Raw genomic sequence first — 17,476 nt, 5'->3', positions numbered from 1 at the left:
AGGGGTGGGACCGGTGGTGCCAATTTAGTGCGCGAAACCCTGGCTTGAACCGCTTTGGTGCTTTTTGCCTTTAATGCAGGCCTGCCCACCTCCATGGAAAATTTGCAAAGCGCGGTGGATACCCTTGTCCACAGTTCCAACACCCTGTTCATCCTGATCGGTGCGGTCATGGTCCTGGCCATGCACGCCGGCTTCGCGTTCCTGGAAGTCGGCACCGTGCGCCAGAAGAACCAGGTCAACGCCTTGTCGAAGATCCTCAGCGACTTCGCCATCTCGACCCTGGCCTATTTCTTTATAGGCTATTGGATCTCCTACGGTGTGAGCTTCATGCAACCGGCGGCGGTAATCAGTGCCGACCACGGCTATGGCCTGGTGAAGTTCTTCTTCCTGCTGACCTTCGCCGCGGCGATCCCGGCGATCATCTCCGGTGGCATCGCTGAACGTGCACGGTTTGTTCCGCAACTGTGCGCCACCGCGCTGATCGTCGCGTTCATCTACCCGTTTTTCGAAGGCATGGTCTGGAACGGCAATTTCGGCTTGCAGGCCTGGCTGCTTGCGACTTTCGGCGCCAGCTTCCATGACTTCGCCGGATCCGTGGTGGTACACGCCATGGGCGGCTGGCTGGCGCTGGCGGCGGTGTTGCTGCTGGGCCCGCGCAACGGCCGTTATCGTGACGGGCGGCTGGTGGCGTTTGCACCGTCGAGCATTCCGTTCCTGGCATTGGGCTCCTGGATCCTGATCGTCGGCTGGTTCGGCTTCAACGTGATGAGCGCGCAAACCCTCAATGGCGTCAGTGGGCTGGTGGCGGTCAACTCGCTGATGGCCATGGTCGGCGGCACCGTGGCCGCGCTGGTGATCGGTCGCAATGACCCAGGCTTCCTGCACAACGGCCCGCTGGCCGGGTTGGTGGCGATCTGTGCTGGCTCCGACCTGATGCACCCGGTGGGCGCGCTCGTCACCGGTGTCGTCGCCGGTGGCCTGTTTGTGTGGTGCTTCATCGCGGCCCAGGACCGCTGGAAGATCGATGACGTGTTGGGTGTGTGGCCGTTGCACGGCCTGTGCGGCGTGTGGGGCGGCATTGCCTGTGGCATTTTCGGGCAGACCGCACTGGGTGGGCTGGGCGGCGTGAGCCTGATCAGCCAGTTTATCGGCACCGCCCTCGGCGTCGTGGTCGCGCTGGGCGGCGGCCTGTTGGTGTACGGCGTGATCAAGCGCCTGCACGGGCTGCGCCTGAGCCAGGAAGAGGAGTATTACGGCGCCGACCTGTCGATCCACAAGATCGGCGCGGTCAGTCAGGATTGATCGGCGCCGCGTCGTCGCTGGGCGCCTGCGAGTAAAACCCGTGCAGCAGGCGATAGCGATTGTGCCGGACCTCGTCGACCCGTGCCTGTACCTGTTGGTCGGGCAAGCCGAGCATCACCAGGGCGTGGGAGGCGAGCATCAGGCTCGACTCCAATAGCTCGGGCACCACCTCGCTGGCGCCCGCGGCTTTCAATTCGGCCAACTGGCTGTCATCGCGGGTGCGCACCAGGATCGGCACGTCGGGGTTGATCCGCCTTGCCTCTGTGAGCACCACCAGGGCCACATCGCTGTTGTCCACCGCAATCACCACCAGGCGTGCGCGCTCCAGGCCGACGGCGCTGAGCAAGGCGCCACGCCGACAGTCGCCATAGTGCACGCTGCTGTCTTCGGTGGCCGCTTCCTGTACGCGTTCCGGGTCGTCATCCAGCGCGATAAAGGCTTGCTGTTCGTGCCGCAGGAACCGCCCGATGGATTGCCCGACCCGGCCATAGCCACAGATCACTGCGTGCCCGCGCAATTGGGCGTTGAGGGCGGTGATCGCCTCCAGTTGCACTTGCTGGTTGGGCTTGCGGTGCAGGCGCAGCGCGAGGGCCGGCGCGGCGCGCAACAGCAGCGGGGTAAGCAGCATCGAGCAGAACGTGGCGGCGAGCAGCAGGCCGTTGAATTCATCCGGGATCAACCGGCTCTGCTGCATCTGCGCCATCAATGCAAAACAGAACTCGCCGCCCTGGGCCAGGGCCAGGCCGCTGCGCCACGCGGTTTCACCGTCACTGCCGCGCCACTTGACCAGGGCGGCGACCACGCACGCCTTGACCAGCATGAGTGTAAGGGTGAAACCGAGGATCAGCAGGCTATGGCTGACGAACAGTTGCAGGTCGATCAGCATGCCGATGCTGACAAAAAAAAGCCCGAGCAAAATGTCGCGGAACGGGCGGATATCCGCTTCGATCTGATGGCGGTAATGGCTTTCGCCCAGCAGCATCCCGGCGAGAAACGCACCGAGGGCCGGGGACAGCCCCAACAGGTGCGTGAGCCAGGCGGTGAGCAGCACGATCACCAGTGCCAGCAGCACAAACAGCTCGGCCGAATGGGATGCGGCCACCTCATGAAACAGGCGCGGCAAGAGCCAGCGGCTGGCAAACAGCAGGCCGACGAACAGCACCACGGTCTTGCCCAGGGTCAGCGGCAGCGCCCAGTACCAGGCTTGCTCGCTGCTGCCGGCAAACACCGGCACCAGGGTCAGCAGCAACACCGCCACCACGTCCTGGAACAGCAGCACACCAATCGCGTTCTGGCCGTGGCTGCTGAAGATTTCCCCGAGGCTGGTCAGTTCCTTGCTGACGATAGCGGTGGACGACAACGCCAGCCCGGCACCGAGCAACAGCGCAATGCCCGGCGCCACCCCCAGGACCATCAACAAACCACCCAGCAGCGCCCCGCAGCCCAGCACCTGCAAGCTGCCCAGGCCAAACACCACGCGGCGCAGGGCGAGCATCTTGGTCAGGGAAAATTCCAGGCCCAGGGAAAACAGCAGGAACACCACCCCCAATTCGGCGAGGTCGGGCAGCTCTTCGCTGTCGTTGACCCAATCCAGCGCAGTGGGCCCCACGGCCAGGCCCACACACAGGTAGCCCAGCACCGGCGGCAATTGCAGGCGGCGAAACAGCGCAATCACCACCAGGGATGAGGCCAGAATGATCAGCAGGTTGGCAAACACACGCATCTCCGTTGCAGGTGGCGGGCAAAAAGCCGCGAGAATCGCTGAATCAGTTATAGGTCATGCTGACCTGGGTCAGGTATTTCTGTGGGCGATTGGATTTCAAGTGGCAAGCGAGGGCTGTTGTGGCGAGTGGGCTTAGTGTGGAGAGCGGGCTTATTGTTGGTGATCTGGCTTCCTGTGGTGAGCGGGCTTGCCCCGCGTTGGGGCGCGCAGCGGCCCCACTAAGGCCACCACACTCATCCAGACACAACTGGGGCGATCCGTTTCGGGGCTGCTGCGCAGCCCAACGCGGGGCAAGCCCGCTCGCCACAGGTATTGGGTGCGCTTAGAATGATCACCTACTTCTGACAGGGTCTATTCGTCATGCTGCCTGAATGCCAATTGTTCGGCACCCTGGGTTGTCACCTGTGTGAGTTCGCCGAAGCCGAAATCATGCCGCTCGTCGAACACGGACTGCTGGTGGAGTTGGTGGATATCACCGACCCGGTCGACCTGACCGAGGCCTACGGCCTGCGAATTCCGGTGCTTCGCCGGGTCGACACCGGGGCGGAACTGGATTGGCCATTCGACACACAACAGGTCGTGGCCTTCCTTCGTTGAGGTTTCTGCGATGGCAGGTTTCCAAATATTGCGTTACTGTATGTTTGTACAGCGATTGAATAGAGGGAACGCCCGTGGTGAATGTTGAACAATTGAAAAGCAGCGTCAATCGCATGTCCGCCGACGTCGTGCGCAACGCGGTGAACGAGCTGCGCCTGGACGGCCTGGTCACGGAAGGCAAGACGCCGTTTAACAAAGTGCATTTCAATACCTGCTTCGCCGAGATCGAGGCCCTGTTCCAGCGCGCCGGTTACCACAAGCAGCTGGACGTGGTGGGTTACCAGGGCTTGCTGTACGCGCTGTATGATCCGGGCCGCTGGGAAGCGGTGGACGTGCTGCGCTGGCTCAAGGAGTTCACCGAGGCCGCGAGTGCTTCGCCGATCCTGCGTGCCGAGTTGGTCAAGGCCTGAGATCCGCCCTAGGCTCAATCCCGCTGCATGCGGGATAATGCCCGCGTGTTTTTCCAGGCTTCGAGCATTTCATGTCCTCTACCGGTTTCTCCGCCTCCCAGCATCAAGCCAGCACCTTGTACCTGCCACCGGGCCCCTGGGCGACGGTGCTGGATTGCCTGTGCGAACACTTCCCGGCCATCAGCCGCGAACACTGGCTGGACCGCATCGCCCGTGGCCGCGTGCTGGACATCAACGGCAGCCCGATCCGCCTGGACCTGGCCTACAAGGAAGGCCTGTGCATCTATTACTTTCGCGAAGTGCCGAACGAAAAGGTCATCCCGGTGCAGGAAACCATCCTGTACGCCGACGAACACCTGGTGGTCGCCGATAAACCGCATTTCCTGCCGGTGACCCCGGCCGGTGAGTACGTCGAGCAAACGCTGCTGCGCCGCTTGATTCGCCGCCTCGACAACCCCGCGCTGGTGCCGCTGCATCGCATCGACCGGCATACAGCGGGGCTGGTGCTGTTCTCGGCCAATCCGGCCAGCCGCTCGGCTTATCAGCAGCTCTTTCCCACGCGACGTATCGATAAATTCTACGAGGCCATCGCCCCGGCACTGCCCGCGTTGACGTTCCCCCTGGTGCACAAAAGCCGCCTGGTGGAGGGCGAACCGTTCTTTCGCATGCAGGAAGGCGTCGGCGCCAGCAACACTGAAACGGCCGTGGAAGTGCGTGAGAAAAATGCCGATCTATGGCGCTACGGTCTGTTCCCGGTGACCGGCAAGAAGCACCAGTTGCGCGTGCACATGACCGCGCTGGGCGCGAGTATCTGCAACGACCCGTTCTACCCCGAGGTGATCAAGGATGCCGTGGACGACTACGCCAACCCGTTGAAGCTACTGGCCCAGGGCGTGCGCTTCATTGACCCGGTCACCGGCGAAGCACGCCACTTCAACAGCCGCATCACCCTCGACTGGTAACCCCCCGGAAACGACAAGGCCCGCGCGAGGCGGGCCTTGTGGGCAAGCGTTTGAGGCTTACAGGTCTTTAACGGTACGGACCTGGTCCTTGTTGATACGGGTCTGTTTGCCGTCCAACTGCTCGAACTCGTAGAAGCCCGAAGCCTTGTCGAATTTAGGGGTGTCGACGGCCTGGATTTCGCGACCGTCATTCAGGGTGATCACTGTTGGCGAGGCGCAACCGGCGAGAGTGGCGAGGCCCAGTGCAAGCATGAGAGCGGCGATGGTCCGTTGAGTCATGAGTGTGTCTCCGAGAGAATACTTTTTAAATGCTGACCTTGTGACGTGTGAGACGCCGCCAAAGTTCCTTGTGCGAAAGTTCATTCTGACACGTCAGTCCTTGGGTGCAACAGCTCTGGCGTATTCAGGTTGGCCAAGCGTGGATCATCCGCCGGGCATTCCAGGCCCACGCCCCCCAGTTGCAGGAAGATCTTGCGCGGGCTGCGCTCACCGGCGTGCCACGCCTGTTCTACCTCGGTTCGCAGGTGGGTGGGGATGATGCAGATCAAGGGTTCCCAGAATTCACCATGACGCACCATCACGGGCACCTGCGGTTGGCGTTGCGCGGTGTCACGCAGGGCGCTCAGCAATTGCGCGTCGAGGTTTGGCACGTCACACGGCAATATCAACAGGTGTGTATGGCGCGCGGCTGCCAGCCCTGCGCGGATGCCGGCGAGCGGGCCGGGGAAGTCCGGGCTGTCGTCGCTCACCAGGTGGTCGGCGTAGTGGGCGTAGCGGTCCTGATTGCGGTTGCAGGAGATGATCAAGTCATCGGTCAATGGCCGGGTCAGGCGTTGCAAATGTGCAATCAACGGTTCGCCGCGCCACGCCAGCAGGCCTTTGTCCTGGCCACCCATGCGTTGGCCACGGCCACCGGCCAGTAACAGGATCGAGCAGGGCAGGGGCGAAGAATCGAGAGACATGGCGGTTCCGCTGCGGCAGGTAAAGAGGGCCCTGTGATATAACATCGGGCTGTTCCTTCGACAACCGGACCGAGCCATGAAAGCCAAGGCTGATGCGCCCTTCGTACCCCTGAATATCGCTGTATTGACCGTCAGCGACACCCGCACCCTGGACACCGACACCTCGGGCCAGGTGTTCGTCGACCGCCTGACCGCCGCCGGCCACGCCTTGGCCGAGCGCGTGCTGCTCAAGGACGACCTGTACAAAATCCGCGCCCAGGTCGCGCACTGGATCGCTGAAGATGTGGTGCAAGTGGTGCTGATCACCGGCGGCACCGGTTTTACCGGCCGCGACAGCACCCCGGAAGCCGTCAGTTGCCTCTTGGACAAGCAGGTCGACGGCTTCGGCGAATTGTTCCGCCAGATTTCCGTGGCCGATATCGGCACCTCCACCGTGCAATCCCGTGCCTTGGCCGGCCTGGCCAACGGCACGCTGGTGTGCTGCCTGCCGGGTTCCACCAACGCTGTGCGCACCGGTTGGGACGGCATCCTCGCCGAACAGCTGGATAACCGCCATCGCCCGTGCAACTTCGTACCGCACCTCAAACAGGCTGAACCCTGTGAATCCCGTGGGTAAGCCTGGCAAGACCGGCGCCCTGATGCCGGTGGAAGACGCGCTCCAGCAATTGCTCGACATGGCCGCCGCGGCGCCGATTCGTGAGCAGGAATCGCTGCTCCTTGCCGAGTGCGATGGCCGCGTCCTGGCGCAGGATCTGATCTCCACCCTCGACCTGCCGCCGTGGCCCAACAGTGCCATGGACGGCTACGCCTTGCGCCTGGCGGACTGGACCGGCGAGCCGTTGGTGGTCAGCCAACGCATCTTCGCCGGCAACGCGCCGCAGCCCCTGGCTGCTGGCACCTGCGCGCGCATCTTCACCGGCGCACCGGTGCCGCCAGGCGCGGACTGCGTGGAGATGCAGGAAAATGCGGTGGTCCACGCCGATGAGCGCGTGAGCTTTACCGAGCCCTTGCAGGTCGACCAGAACATCCGCCCCCAAGGTCAGGAAACCACCGTCGGCGAATTGGTCTTGAGCGCCGGCACGCGCCTGGGCCCGATCGAGTTGGGTCTCGCCGCTTCGCTGGGGCGCGCTCGTCTTGACGTGATCCGCCGCGTGCGCGTGGCCGTGCTGTCCACCGGTGATGAGCTGATCGAGCCCGGCTTGCCGTTGGGGCCTGGGCAGATCTACAACAGCAACCGCCGTGTGCTGTGCAGTTGGCTTGAGCGCATGGGCTGTGAAGTGATCGATGCCGGCATCCTGCCGGATGACCTGGAGCAGACTCGCACCTGCCTGGCGAGCCTGGGCGCGGTTGACCTGATCCTGTCCACCGGCGGCGTATCGGTGGGCGAGGCCGACTTCCTCGGCATCGCCCTGCGCGAAGAGGGCGAGCTGGCCTTGTGGAAGCTCGCGATCAAGCCGGGCAAGCCGCTGACCTTCGGGCACTTCCGTGGCGTGCCGGTGATCGGCCTGCCTGGCAATCCGGCGTCGACCCTGGTGACCTTCGCCCTGTTGGCGCGGCCTTACCTGTTGCGCCGCCAGGGCGTGCAAGACGTGGAACCGCTGCGTTTCGAAGTGCCGGTGGGCTTCACCTGGCCCAAGCCGGGCAACCGCCGCGAGTATTTGCGCGGGCGCATCGAGCAGGGCAAGGCGATCATCTACCGCAACCAGAGCTCCGGCGTGCTGCGCAGCGCGGCCTGGGCGGAAGGCTTTGTGGAAGTGCGGGAAGGCACCACGCTGGAGGTGGGCGACAGCGTCAATTTCATCCCGCTGAGTGAAGTCCTGAACTGACAATAGAGAGCTGTGTGGGGGAGTGAGTCGTTAGTAGTCTTCGCCACGTGCGGTCACATCGCGTTCCGCCGGCTGGGCGTTGGGGTCATAGCCTGCGGGGAACTTGCCCTTCAAGGTCCAGGCGAACGCGATGATTTCGGCAATGGTGCGGTACAACTCCTCGGGAATGCTGTCGCCCAATTCCATCCTCGCCAGCAGCTTCACCAGCTCGGCGTTTTCATAGACCGGGACTTCGTTTTCCCGCGCCAACTTCAGGATCGCCTCGGCGAGGGCGTCGTCGCCCTTGGCGGTCAGGGTCGGGGCTTGTTGGCCATCGTATTTGAGGGCAATCGCCTGACGCGGTGGTGTCGGGTTTTTCATGCGGTCTCATCCACCCAGCGTTGTTCCAGTCCGGTTTTCGGCCCGCGCGGCGGGGTGCCGAGGTGGCAGTCGAGGTCGCCGACGTTGAGGCCCGACGTCACCAGGCGCTCGCGCAGGTTGCCCAAGTGGCTTTCGATCAGGCTGGCGGTAAACGGCCGGGTTGCCCATAACTGGCTGGACAGCTTGCCCTGGGTCAATTGCGCCTGCACCTGCAACGGCCCCAATGGCTCCATATCGAAGGCCAGCTCGACGCGCCAGAGCATCTGCTTGGGATCTTTCTTGTCTTTGCGCTCGGGCTGGTCCTTGTCCGGCGCCGGCTCTTCGCGCTGGAACTTGACCTGCAGCGGCACGATGTCCTGCAAGGTGCGCATCGGGATTTCCAGTTGCCAGGTGGTTTGCAGGCGGCCATCGGCGGTGGTGCCGGTCTGTTCCAGGCTCGACAACTGGTGGCTCTGCAACCGCGAGATCGCCCCGGCGGCGAGGCGCAGAAGGTTTTCCAGGTCGCCTTCGCCTTCCAGTTTGGCCATCAGCCGCTCGGGCAGCGGGAAGCCTGCGGGTGTCTGCCGGGCGCTGACCTGGCCGAGGGTGTTCAACGGGCTGCGCACGAAGTTCGGCAACACCTGGGCCAACGTATTGGCGGCGAGGATGGCATTCATATTGGTGCTGGCGGGGAGGGCGGGCAGCAGGTCCGCGACCAGGCGCAGCAGGGCGCCCTTCATGTCCAGCGGCGGGATCTGCGGGTTTTGCCCGGCGAGCAGCTTGGCTTCGAGGAAGGCGCCGCTGTTCTGAATCACCTGGGCCAGCACCTTGGGATTGCTGACCTGCGCCAGGTCCGGCAAGGCAGCCAGTAACCGCTCGGCTGCGGCACGCAGGTCAGCGGAGGTGCTGTCGCCACGTGGCAGGTTCTGGAGCGCAGTGAAGACCGCATCCAGCGAGCCCTGGCGACTTTGCTGGGTGGCGAGTTGCTGGGTCACCGCCAATTGATCCTTGAGCCCGCTCAACGGCACAAAATTCAAGGTCTGTGCGTTCTGCACCACGGCGCTGAGCAAGCTGCCCACGCGCAAGGGTTGCGGGCTTTCCACGGTCAGGGTAGCACCGACCAGGGCGTTATTGAGCACGGTCACCAGCGAACGGTAGATGGCCGGTTGCGTGGGGCCCTGGGGCAACATCTGGGTGGTCAGCACCTTGGCTTGCAACAGCGTGCCCACCGGCATTTGCGTGGTGTCGATGCGCGTCAGCGCGGCAACGTTCGCGCTCAAGGCCTGCTGCAGGCTGAGCGTGAGGTTGCCGGCGGGCGTCTGGCTGACGGCCACGTTACTGCCCAGCGGCAAGGGCTGCGCGCTGCTCGCCTGGACCAGGGTCTGGCGGCCACCCTCGAGGGTCAACTTGAGCAACAGCTGAAAGGCTTCACCGCCTTGTTTCAGGGCGATGACCTCGGCATTCGCGGTTTTCCCGGGGTCGATCAGGCCGATCTGCGGCTCCAGCAGTTTCAGCAACTCACCGGTCGCGGGCGCCAGGGCAGGCCCGGTTGCCGGAGCAGGTGCTAGCGTAGGAAGGTTGATCTCACCGGTCATCGCGCGCGTCGTCTCTGGGGAAATTGCCCTCTTTAGAGTAGGGCATCACATGTATAATGCCGCCCGTCTGCAAAGAGAGCGGTAAAAACCTCACAACTATTTGATCCAGCTCTCTAAAATCGGTCGCCAAAGCCGTTATTGTGCATTTCTCTTTAACGGCCGCTGCACCGCCGACTTGAACCGTAAAGGCCCGCGATCTCTTGACCAGCCCTCTTCTTGAAGCCGTAGCGCTTGCCTGTGAACGCGACCTGCGCCTGTTGTTCGAACACCTCGAACTGCGGCTGACGGGCGGCGACATGGTGCAGATCAGCGGCCCCAACGGCAGCGGCAAGACCAGTCTGCTGCGCCTGCTGGCCGGGTTGATGCAGCCGACGGCCGGCGTTGTACGCCTCAACGGCAAACCCCTCAATGAACAACGCACCGAGCTTGCCCGCAACCTTGTCTGGATCGGCCACGCCGCCGGCATCAAGGATGTGCTGACGCCTGAAGAAAACCTCAGCTGGCTCAGCGCCCTGCATCATCCGGCCGCGCGCAACGCCATCTGGCAGGCCCTGGCCGCTGTCGGCCTCAAGGGCTTTGAAGACGTTCCCTGTCACACCCTGTCCGCCGGCCAGCAGCGCCGCGTGGCCCTGGCGCGCCTGTATCTGCCCGGCCCGCCGCTGTGGATTCTCGACGAGCCCTTCACCGCCCTCGACAAACAAGGCGTCGCCCAGTTGGAAGAGCACCTGGCGCGACATTGCGAGCAGGGCGGCCTGGTCGTACTCACCACCCACCATAACCTCACGCGCATGCCCGCCGGTTACCGCGACCTGGACCTGGGCCGGTGGTCGGCATGAGCGTGTTTGCCCTGTTGGTCGCCCGCGAAGCGCGGCTGTTGTGCCGTCGCCCGGCGGAGTTGGCCAACCCGCTGGTGTTCTTTGCCATCGTGATCGCCTTGTTCCCGCTGGCGGTCGGCCCCGAGACTAAACTGTTGCAAACCTTGTCCCCGGGACTGGTGTGGGTGGCAGCGCTATTGTCGGTCCTGCTCTCGCTGGACGGGCTGTTTCGCAGTGATTTCGAAGACGGCTCCCTCGAACAGTGGGTCCTTTCGTCGCACCCCTTGCCACTTCTGGTACTGGCGAAGGTACTGGCACACTGGGCTTTTTCCGGCTTGGCGCTAGTCTTGCTCTCGCCGCTGCTGGCGATGATGCTCGGGTTGCCCACCGAGTGCCTGCCGATCCTGCTCCTGAGCCTGTTGCTCGGCACGCCGGTACTCAGCCTGTTGGGGGCCGTGGGTGCAGCGTTGACCGTCGGTTTGAAACGGGGTGGCCTGTTGCTCGCCCTGTTGATTCTGCCTTTGTACATCCCGGTGTTGATCCTCGGTAGCGGCGCCTTGCAGGCCGCGCTCATGGGCATGCCGGCGACCGGTTACCTCCTGTGGCTTGGCAGCCTGACCGCCCTGGCGGTAACCCTGACACCCTTTGCTATAGCGGCTGGCCTGAAGATCAGCGTCGGCGAATAATGAGGTCTGGCCAAGCGTTTTAACCGTGGCCAGTAAAGACCCTGAGCCTCCCGCAATGACGGGAGGCCACCGTGATGGAAACAGCAATGAACTGGACCTGGTTTCACAAGCTCGGCTCGCCCAAATGGTTCTACGGCATCAGCGGCAAGCTGCTGCCGTGGTTGAGCGTCTTCGCCGTATTGCTGATCGGCATCGGCCTGGTCTGGGGCCTGGCCTTCGCGCCGCCGGACTACCAGCAAGGCAACAGCTTTCGCATCATTTATATCCACGTGCCCGCCGCGATGCTCGCCCAGTCCTGCTACGTGATGCTGGCCGTGTGCGGCGTCGTCGGCCTGGTGTGGAAGATGAAACTTGCGGATGTGGCCCTGCAATGCGCTGCGCCCATCGGCGCGTGGATGACCGCCGTGGCGCTGGTGACCGGCGCGATCTGGGGCAAACCCACCTGGGGCTCGTGGTGGGTGTGGGATGCACGACTAACGTCGATGTTGATCCTGCTGTTCCTGTACTTCGGTCTGATTGCCCTGGGCAACGCGATCAGCAATCGTGACAGTGCCGCCAAGGCCTGCGCGGTCCTGGCGATTGTCGGCGTGATCAACATCCCGATCATCAAGTACTCGGTGGAGTGGTGGAACACCCTGCACCAGGGCGCCACCTTCACCCTCACCGAAAAACCGGCCATGCCGGTGGAGATGTGGGCGCCGCTGCTGCTGATGGTGCTGGGGTTCTACTGTTTCTTCGGCGCCGTGCTGTTGCTGCGCATGCGCCTTGAAGTGCTCAAGCGTGAAGCCCGCACCAGTTGGGTCAAGGCCGAAGTGCAAACCAGCCTGGGAGCGCGTGGATGAGCTTTGCATCGTTCAGTGATTTTCTCGCCATGGGCCATCACGGCCTGTATGTCTGGACGGCCTATGGCATCTGCCTGGCGGTGCTGGCCCTCAACGTCGCCGCGCCGATCCTGGCCCGCAAGCGTTACCTGCAACAAGAGGCGCGTCGTCTGCGCCGGGAGACCGAAAAGTGAATCCGCTGCGTAGAAAGCGTCTGTTGATCATCCTTGCCATCCTGGCCGGCGTCGGCATTGCCGTGACCCTGGCCCTGAGCGCCCTGCAGCAGAACATCAACCTGTTCTATACCCCGACCCAGATCGCCAATGGCGAAGCGCCGGTGGACACGCGCATTCGCGCCGGCGGCATGGTCGAGAAGGGCTCGCTCAAGCGTTCCGGAGATTCCCTCGACGTGACCTTCGTGGTCACCGACTTCAACAAGGCCGTGACCATCACCTACCGCGGCATCCTCCCGGACCTGTTCCGCGAAGGCCAGGGCATCGTCGCCCTGGGCAAGCTCAACGCCGAGGGCGTGGTGGTGGCCGATGAAGTGCTGGCCAAGCACGATGAGAAATACATGCCGCCCGAGGTCACCAAGGCCCTCAAGGACAGCGGTCAACCCGCGCCAACCCCCGCCAAGGAGGGCTAAGTGATGACGTCCGCACTGTTTATTCCGGAGCTGGGCCAACTGGCGATGATCCTCGCCCTGTGCTTTGCCATCGTCCAGGCCGTGGTGCCGTTGCTCGGCGCCTGGCGCGGCGACCGCCTGTGGATGAGCCTGGCGCAACCGGCGGCCTGGGGGCAGTTTGCCTTTTTGCTGTTCGCGTTCGGTTGCCTGACCTATGCGTTCATGACCGACGACTTTTCCGTCGCCTATGTGGCGAACAACTCCAACAGCGCGCTGCCTTGGTACTACAAGTTCAGCGCCGTGTGGGGTGCCCACGAAGGCTCGTTGCTGTTGTGGGCTTTGATCCTCGGCGGCTGGACCTTCGCGGTGTCGGTGTTCTCGCGCCAACTGCCACAAGTCATGCTGGCGCGCGTGCTGGCGGTGATGGGCATGATCAGCATCGGCTTCCTGCTGTTCCTGATCATGACGTCCAACCCGTTCAGCCGCATCCTGCCGCAGATCCCGGTGGACGGGCATGACCTCAACCCATTGCTGCAGGACATTGGCCTGATCGTGCACCCGCCGATGCTCTACATGGGGTACGTGGGGTTTTCGGTGGCCTTCGCGTTCGCCATCGCCGCCTTGCTCGGTGGGCGCCTCGATGCCGCCTGGGCGCGCTGGTCGCGGCCGTGGACCATCGTCGCCTGGGCCTTCCTCGGGATTGGCATCACCTTGGGCTCATGGTGGGCCTACTACGAACTCGGCTGGGGCGGCTGGTGGTTCTGGGACCCGGTGGAAAACGCCTCGTTCATGCCATGGCTGGTCGGCACCGCGCTGATTCACTCGCTGGCCGTCACCGAAAAACGCGGCGTGTTCAAGAGCTGGACCGTACTGCTGGCCATCGCGGCATTTTCCCTCAGTCTGCTTGGCACTTTCCTCGTGCGTTCGGGCGTGCTGACGTCGGTGCACGCGTTTGCGTCCGACCCTGAGCGCGGCGTGTTCATCCTGATCTTCCTGCTGTTCGTGGTCGGCGGCTCGCTGACGCTGTTTGCGTTGCGTGCCCCGGTGGTCAAGAGCCAGGTCGGCTTCAACCTGTGGTCGCGCGAAACCCTGTTGCTGGGCAATAACCTCGTACTGGTGGTGGCCGCGTCGATGATCCTGCTCGGCACCTTGTATCCGCTGGTGCTGGATGCGTTGAGCGGTGCCAAGTTGTCCGTGGGCCCGCCGTACTTCAACGCGTTGTTCATTCCGTTGATGGGCCTGTTGATGGTGGTGATGGCCGTCGGCGTGCTGGTGCGCTGGAAAGACACTCCGGTGAAATGGCTGGCGGGCATGCTGATGCCGGTGCTGCTCGGCAGTGTGGCCCTGGCAGTGATCGCCGGTATTGCCTACGGCGACTTCAACTGGGCGGTACTTGCGACCTTCCTGCTCGCCGCCTGGGTATTGCTCGCCGGTGTGCGCGACATCGTCGACAAGACCCGCCACAAAGGCTTGATCAAAGGCTTGCCGACATTGACCCGCAGCTACTGGGGCATGCAGGTCGCGCACATCGGCATCGCCGTGTGCGCGCTCGGCGTGGTGCTGTCCAGCCAGAACAGCGCCGAGCGCGACCTGCGCCTGGCGCCGGGCGAGTCCATGGACCTGGCCGGTTACCACTTCATCTTCGAAGGCGCCAAGCACTTCGAAGGGCCGAACTTCACGTCGGACAAAGGCACGGTGCGCGTCGTGCGCAACGGCAAGGAAGTGGCGGTGCTGCACCCGGAAAAACGCCTGTACACCGTGCAGAGTTCGATGATGACCGAAGCCGGTATCGACGCCGGTTTCACCCGCGATCTCTACGTGGCGTTGGGTGAACCGCTGGGTGATGGCGCCTGGGCGGTGCGAGTGCACGTGAAACCATTTGTGCGCTGGATCTGGTTCGGCGGTTTGCTCACCGGTTTTGGTGGGTTGCTGGCCGCGTTGGATCGGCGTTATCGGGTCAAGGTCAAGAGCCGGGTGCGTGAAGCCCTCGGTCTGCAGGGAGCGGCGGCATGAAGCGTTGGTTGATGGTTTTACCGCTGGCGGCCTTCCTGGTGGTGGCCGTGTTCCTGTATCGCGGCTTGTACCTGGACCCGGCCGAGCTGCCCTCGGCGATGATCGGCAAACAGTTCCCGGCCTTCAGCCTGCCGACGGTGCAGGGCGACAAGACCCTGACCCAGGCTGACCTGCTGGGCAAACCGGCGCTGGTCAACGTGTGGGGCACCTGGTGCATCTCGTGCCGTGTCGAACACCCGGTGCTGAACAAGCTGGCCGAGAAAGGCGTGGTGATCTACGGCATCAACTACAAGGACGACAATGCGGCGGCCTTGAAGTGGCTGGCGGAGTTTCACAACCCGTACCAGCTGGATATCCGCGATGAAGACGGCAACCTCGGTTTGAACCTTGGCGTGTACGGCGCTCCGGAAACCTTTTTCATCGATGCCAAGGGCGTGATCCGCGACAAGTACGTCGGCGTGATCGACGAGGTGGTCTGGCGTGAACAACTCGCCGCCAAGTACCAGGCGCTGGTCGATGAGGCCAAGCCATGAAGCGCCTGTTAGCGGCTGCCGTCCTGGCGCTGGGCTTGGCCGGCGTGGCCCACGCGGCCATCGATACTTACGAATTCGCCAAGGAAGGTGACCGCGAACGTTTTCGCGAGCTGACCAAGGAACTGCGCTGCCCCAAGTGCCAGAACCAGGACATCGCCGACTCCAACGCACCGATCGCCGCCGACTTGCGCAAGGAGATCTTCCGCATGCTGGGGGAGGGCAAGGACAACCAGCAGATCATCGACTTCATGGTCGACCGCTACGGTGATTTCGTGCGCTACAAACCGGCCCTTACCGGCAAGACCGCGTTGCTGTGGTTCGGCCCCGCCGGGCTGCTGCTGGCTGGCGTGGTGGTGATGGCCGTGATCGTGCGCCGCCGCCGCGCTGCGCCGACCGATGGCTCCGATGCGCTGTCCCCTGAAGAGCGTAAACGTCTCGACCAATTGCTGGACACCAAGACTGATGATTGATTTCTGGCTCGCAGCCGGCTTGCTGCTTCTGATTGCCCTGAGTTTTCTGTTGATTCCGGTACTGCGCGGCCGCCGCGCCCAACGTGAAGAGGATCGCACCGCGCTGAACGTGGCGCTGTACCAGGAACGCGTCGCCGAGCTGCAGGTGCAGCAGGACGAAGGCGTGCTCAACGCCGCGCAACTCGACACCGGCCGCGCCGAAGCCGCCCGCGAGTTGCTGGCCGACACCGAAGGCGTGGAAAAACCGCGTGAATCGCGCCTGGGCAAGCCACTGCCATTGTTGGCGGCATTTTTGGTGCCTGTCCTCGGCGTTGCGCTGTACCTGCATTATGGCGCCAGCGACAAGGTCGAGCTGACCCGCGAATTCTCCCAGCCGCCGGTGTCCATGGAAGACATGACCCGCCGCCTGGAACGTGCCGCCGCTGCCCAGCCGGACTCGCCGGAAGGCCTGTACTTCCTCGGTCGCGCGTACATGGCCCAGGATCGCGCCGCCGATGCCGCGAAGGTCTTCGAGCGCACCGTGGCCTTGGCCGGGCGCCAGCCGGAACTGCTCGGCCAGTGGGCCCAGGCGCAGTACTTCGCCGACAACAAACAGTGGTCGCCCAAGGTCCAGGCGCTGACGGACGAAGCCTTGAAGCTCGACCCGAAGGAAGTCACCAGCCTTGGCCTGCTCGGGATCGCGGCCTTTGAAGGCCAGCGTTATCAAGAGGCAATCGACTACTGGAATCGTCTGTTGGCGCAACTGCCACCGCAAGACAATTCCCGTGCGGCGTTGCAAGGCGGTATTGATCGGGCAGCGGAGAAACTCAAGGAAAGCGGCGGTGCCGTCGCGCAGAAAACCGGGATGAAAGTCCGCGTGGACCTGGCGGCCGAGGTGAAAGCCAAAGCCCTGCCAACCGACACCGTGTTCATTTTTGCTCGCGCCGTCAGTGGCCCGCCGGCGCCGTTGGCCGCCAAGCGCGTCACCGTCGCCGACCTGCCGATCACCGTCGAACTGGGCGATGCGGACGCGATGATGCCGCAGTTGAAACTGTCCAACTTCCCCGAAGTCCAACTGGTTGCGCGCATATCCCGGGCAGGTCTTCCAACCGCTGGCGAGTGGATCGGCCGCAGCCAACCCTTGGCCAGCACCACCACTGCCCTGCAGCAGCTGACCATCGACAGTCCGGACCAGTAAATCGAGGAAACGCCTATGACCGCATTTGCACGCATCACCTTGCTCAGCCTGGTATTGGGCCTGAGCGCTTGTGCGGTCCACCGCCCACCTCCCGCGCCGACCGGCCCGACCATCCCACCGTCGGGCCCGTCGACCCAGCCGAGCACCAAACCATCCGGCCCGGTGACCCCGCCGCCGAAACCCGTGCCCACCTCATCGCCAACCTTCGCCCCACCGCCCGGCGCCGCCAGTCACTGGGACGGCAAGATGCAGGTGTATGTGCTGGAAGAGCAGCCCGACACCTTCTACCGCCAGCGCACGTATTACCGCTGGAGCAACGGCTGGAGCCGCTCCATCAGCCCGAACGGGCCATGGGAAGAAACCAATGTCCAGGGCGTGCCGCCGGGATTGAGCAAGCAGTACGCGCAGTGACAAACAGGCGACCTTTGAAAGGTCGCCTTTTTTATGCCTGACTTGAAGTGCAGTCGCGTGTGGGAGCCGGGCTTGCCCGCGATGGCGGTGTTTCAGGCGCCGAATCAATTGCAGCTATACCGCCATCGCAGGCAAGCCAGCTCCCACAGGGGGAGCTGTGTACGATCCAGAAATGCATTCCCGCCAACTACAAAGCCCAAGTGTGGGAG

21 protein-coding genes are annotated in these 17,476 nt (G+C 63.6%); 16 read left to right on the top strand and 5 right to left on the bottom strand.

Annotation, left to right across the window (positions count from 1 at the left end):
- Nucleotides 1–93 precede the first annotated feature (93 nt).
- On the top strand, nucleotides 94–1,302 hold the full coding sequence (locus AC07SI_RS15130) for an ammonium transporter (RefSeq protein WP_495005994.1): 1,209 nt from the start codon (nucleotides 94–96) through the stop codon (nucleotides 1,300–1,302).
- On the opposite strand, the gene AC07SI_RS15125 is transcribed toward AC07SI_RS15130, so the two are convergent.
- A complete protein-coding gene (locus AC07SI_RS15125) occupies nucleotides 1,289–3,025 on the bottom strand; it encodes a cation:proton antiporter (RefSeq protein ID WP_495005993.1) in 1,737 nt (578 codons plus the stop codon). The two genes, AC07SI_RS15130 and AC07SI_RS15125, sit on opposite strands and share 14 nt — an antisense overlap.
- A gap of 360 nt (nucleotides 3,026–3,385) precedes the next feature.
- Here AC07SI_RS15125 and AC07SI_RS15120 point away from each other — a divergent pair, with 360 nt between their 5' ends.
- The 3 genes from AC07SI_RS15120 (at nucleotide 3,386) to AC07SI_RS15110 (ending at nucleotide 4,994) form a co-directional block, all read left to right on the top strand.
- Nucleotides 3,386–3,622 carry a glutaredoxin family protein gene (locus AC07SI_RS15120; protein WP_065901659.1) on the top strand — a complete coding sequence of 79 codons (237 nt, stop codon included), beginning with the start codon at nucleotides 3,386–3,388 and terminating at the stop codon, nucleotides 3,620–3,622.
- Between the two features lie 74 nt (nucleotides 3,623–3,696).
- On the top strand, nucleotides 3,697–4,032 hold the full coding sequence (locus AC07SI_RS15115) for a transcriptional regulator (RefSeq protein ID WP_065901657.1): 336 nt from the start codon (nucleotides 3,697–3,699) through the stop codon (nucleotides 4,030–4,032).
- A gap of 71 nt (nucleotides 4,033–4,103) precedes the next feature.
- Nucleotides 4,104–4,994, top strand: coding sequence for a pseudouridine synthase (locus tag AC07SI_RS15110; protein ID WP_495005992.1), 891 nt, complete (start codon nucleotides 4,104–4,106; stop codon nucleotides 4,992–4,994).
- Nucleotides 4,995–5,051: 57 nt separating this feature from the next.
- Here AC07SI_RS15110 and AC07SI_RS15105 read toward each other — a convergent pair whose 3' ends face one another.
- Complete coding sequence (locus AC07SI_RS15105) at nucleotides 5,052–5,273, bottom strand: YgdI/YgdR family lipoprotein (RefSeq protein WP_065901933.1); 222 nt, start codon at nucleotides 5,271–5,273, stop codon at nucleotides 5,052–5,054.
- An 80-nt stretch (nucleotides 5,274–5,353) separates the two neighbouring features.
- Nucleotides 5,354–5,956 (bottom strand): molybdenum cofactor guanylyltransferase MobA, encoded by a 603-nt coding sequence (mobA, locus tag AC07SI_RS15100; protein ID WP_495005991.1) that lies wholly within the window; start codon nucleotides 5,954–5,956, stop codon nucleotides 5,354–5,356.
- 76 nt (nucleotides 5,957–6,032) lie between these two features.
- On the opposite strand from mobA, the gene moaB reads away from it, so the two are divergent.
- A complete protein-coding gene (moaB, locus tag AC07SI_RS15095) occupies nucleotides 6,033–6,572 on the top strand; it encodes a molybdenum cofactor biosynthesis protein B (RefSeq protein WP_065901653.1) in 540 nt (179 codons plus the stop codon).
- On the top strand, nucleotides 6,556–7,782 hold the full coding sequence (locus tag AC07SI_RS15090; RefSeq protein WP_495005990.1) for a molybdopterin molybdotransferase MoeA: 1,227 nt from the start codon (nucleotides 6,556–6,558) through the stop codon (nucleotides 7,780–7,782). Before moaB ends, AC07SI_RS15090 begins: the two co-directional genes overlap by 17 nt.
- 30 nt (nucleotides 7,783–7,812) lie before the next feature.
- On the opposite strand, the gene AC07SI_RS15085 is transcribed toward AC07SI_RS15090, so the two are convergent.
- A complete protein-coding gene (locus tag AC07SI_RS15085) occupies nucleotides 7,813–8,142 on the bottom strand; it encodes an EscU/YscU/HrcU family type III secretion system export apparatus switch protein (protein WP_495005989.1) in 330 nt (109 codons plus the stop codon).
- Complete coding sequence (gene fliK / locus AC07SI_RS15080; protein ID WP_495005988.1) at nucleotides 8,139–9,716, bottom strand: flagellar hook-length control protein FliK; 1,578 nt, start codon at nucleotides 9,714–9,716, stop codon at nucleotides 8,139–8,141. Before fliK ends, AC07SI_RS15085 begins: the two co-directional genes overlap by 4 nt.
- Before the next feature lie 200 nt (nucleotides 9,717–9,916).
- On the opposite strand from fliK, the gene ccmA reads away from it, so the two are divergent.
- The 10 genes from ccmA (at nucleotide 9,917) to AC07SI_RS15030 (ending at nucleotide 17,267) form a co-directional block, all read left to right on the top strand.
- Nucleotides 9,917–10,552: a cytochrome c biogenesis heme-transporting ATPase CcmA gene (ccmA, locus tag AC07SI_RS15075; protein WP_315412330.1), complete on the top strand. Its 636-nt coding sequence runs from the start codon at nucleotides 9,917–9,919 to the stop codon at nucleotides 10,550–10,552.
- Nucleotides 10,549–11,217, top strand: coding sequence for a heme exporter protein CcmB (gene ccmB / locus AC07SI_RS15070; RefSeq protein WP_017734375.1), 669 nt, complete (start codon nucleotides 10,549–10,551; stop codon nucleotides 11,215–11,217). Before ccmA ends, ccmB begins: the two co-directional genes overlap by 4 nt.
- A gap of 86 nt (nucleotides 11,218–11,303) precedes the next feature.
- Nucleotides 11,304–12,059 (top strand): heme ABC transporter permease, encoded by a 756-nt coding sequence (locus AC07SI_RS15065; RefSeq protein ID WP_106804719.1) that lies wholly within the window; start codon nucleotides 11,304–11,306, stop codon nucleotides 12,057–12,059.
- Complete coding sequence (gene ccmD / locus AC07SI_RS15060; RefSeq protein WP_003172771.1) at nucleotides 12,056–12,232, top strand: heme exporter protein CcmD; 177 nt, start codon at nucleotides 12,056–12,058, stop codon at nucleotides 12,230–12,232. The genes AC07SI_RS15065 and ccmD overlap by 4 nt, the downstream gene beginning before the upstream one ends.
- Nucleotides 12,229–12,684 carry a cytochrome c maturation protein CcmE gene (gene ccmE / locus AC07SI_RS15055; RefSeq protein WP_065901643.1) on the top strand — a complete coding sequence of 152 codons (456 nt, stop codon included), beginning with the start codon at nucleotides 12,229–12,231 and terminating at the stop codon, nucleotides 12,682–12,684. The genes ccmD and ccmE overlap by 4 nt, the downstream gene beginning before the upstream one ends.
- 3 nt (nucleotides 12,685–12,687) lie before the next feature.
- The gene (locus AC07SI_RS15050; RefSeq protein WP_495005987.1) at nucleotides 12,688–14,676 is read left to right on the top strand and encodes a heme lyase CcmF/NrfE family subunit; all 1,989 of its coding nucleotides are present in this window, start codon (nucleotides 12,688–12,690) and stop codon (nucleotides 14,674–14,676) included.
- The gene (locus tag AC07SI_RS15045) at nucleotides 14,673–15,209 is read left to right on the top strand and encodes a DsbE family thiol:disulfide interchange protein (protein WP_016972113.1); all 537 of its coding nucleotides are present in this window, start codon (nucleotides 14,673–14,675) and stop codon (nucleotides 15,207–15,209) included. The genes AC07SI_RS15050 and AC07SI_RS15045 overlap by 4 nt, the downstream gene beginning before the upstream one ends.
- Complete coding sequence (locus AC07SI_RS15040) at nucleotides 15,206–15,679, top strand: cytochrome c-type biogenesis protein (protein WP_495005986.1); 474 nt, start codon at nucleotides 15,206–15,208, stop codon at nucleotides 15,677–15,679. The genes AC07SI_RS15045 and AC07SI_RS15040 overlap by 4 nt, the downstream gene beginning before the upstream one ends.
- The gene (gene ccmI, locus AC07SI_RS15035) at nucleotides 15,672–16,856 is read left to right on the top strand and encodes a c-type cytochrome biogenesis protein CcmI (protein ID WP_495005985.1); all 1,185 of its coding nucleotides are present in this window, start codon (nucleotides 15,672–15,674) and stop codon (nucleotides 16,854–16,856) included. The genes AC07SI_RS15040 and ccmI overlap by 8 nt, the downstream gene beginning before the upstream one ends.
- A 15-nt stretch (nucleotides 16,857–16,871) precedes the next feature.
- Entirely contained in the window at nucleotides 16,872–17,267 is a 396-nt protein-coding gene (locus AC07SI_RS15030; protein WP_065901637.1) for a hypothetical protein, read from the top strand.
- Nucleotides 17,268–17,476: the final 209 nt, after the last annotated feature.

Source organism: Pseudomonas sp. GW821-FHT05D12 (assembly GCF_059419825.1).
The sequence above is the reverse complement of the archived record's forward strand: the minus strand, read 5'-3'. Positions and strand labels throughout refer to the sequence as shown.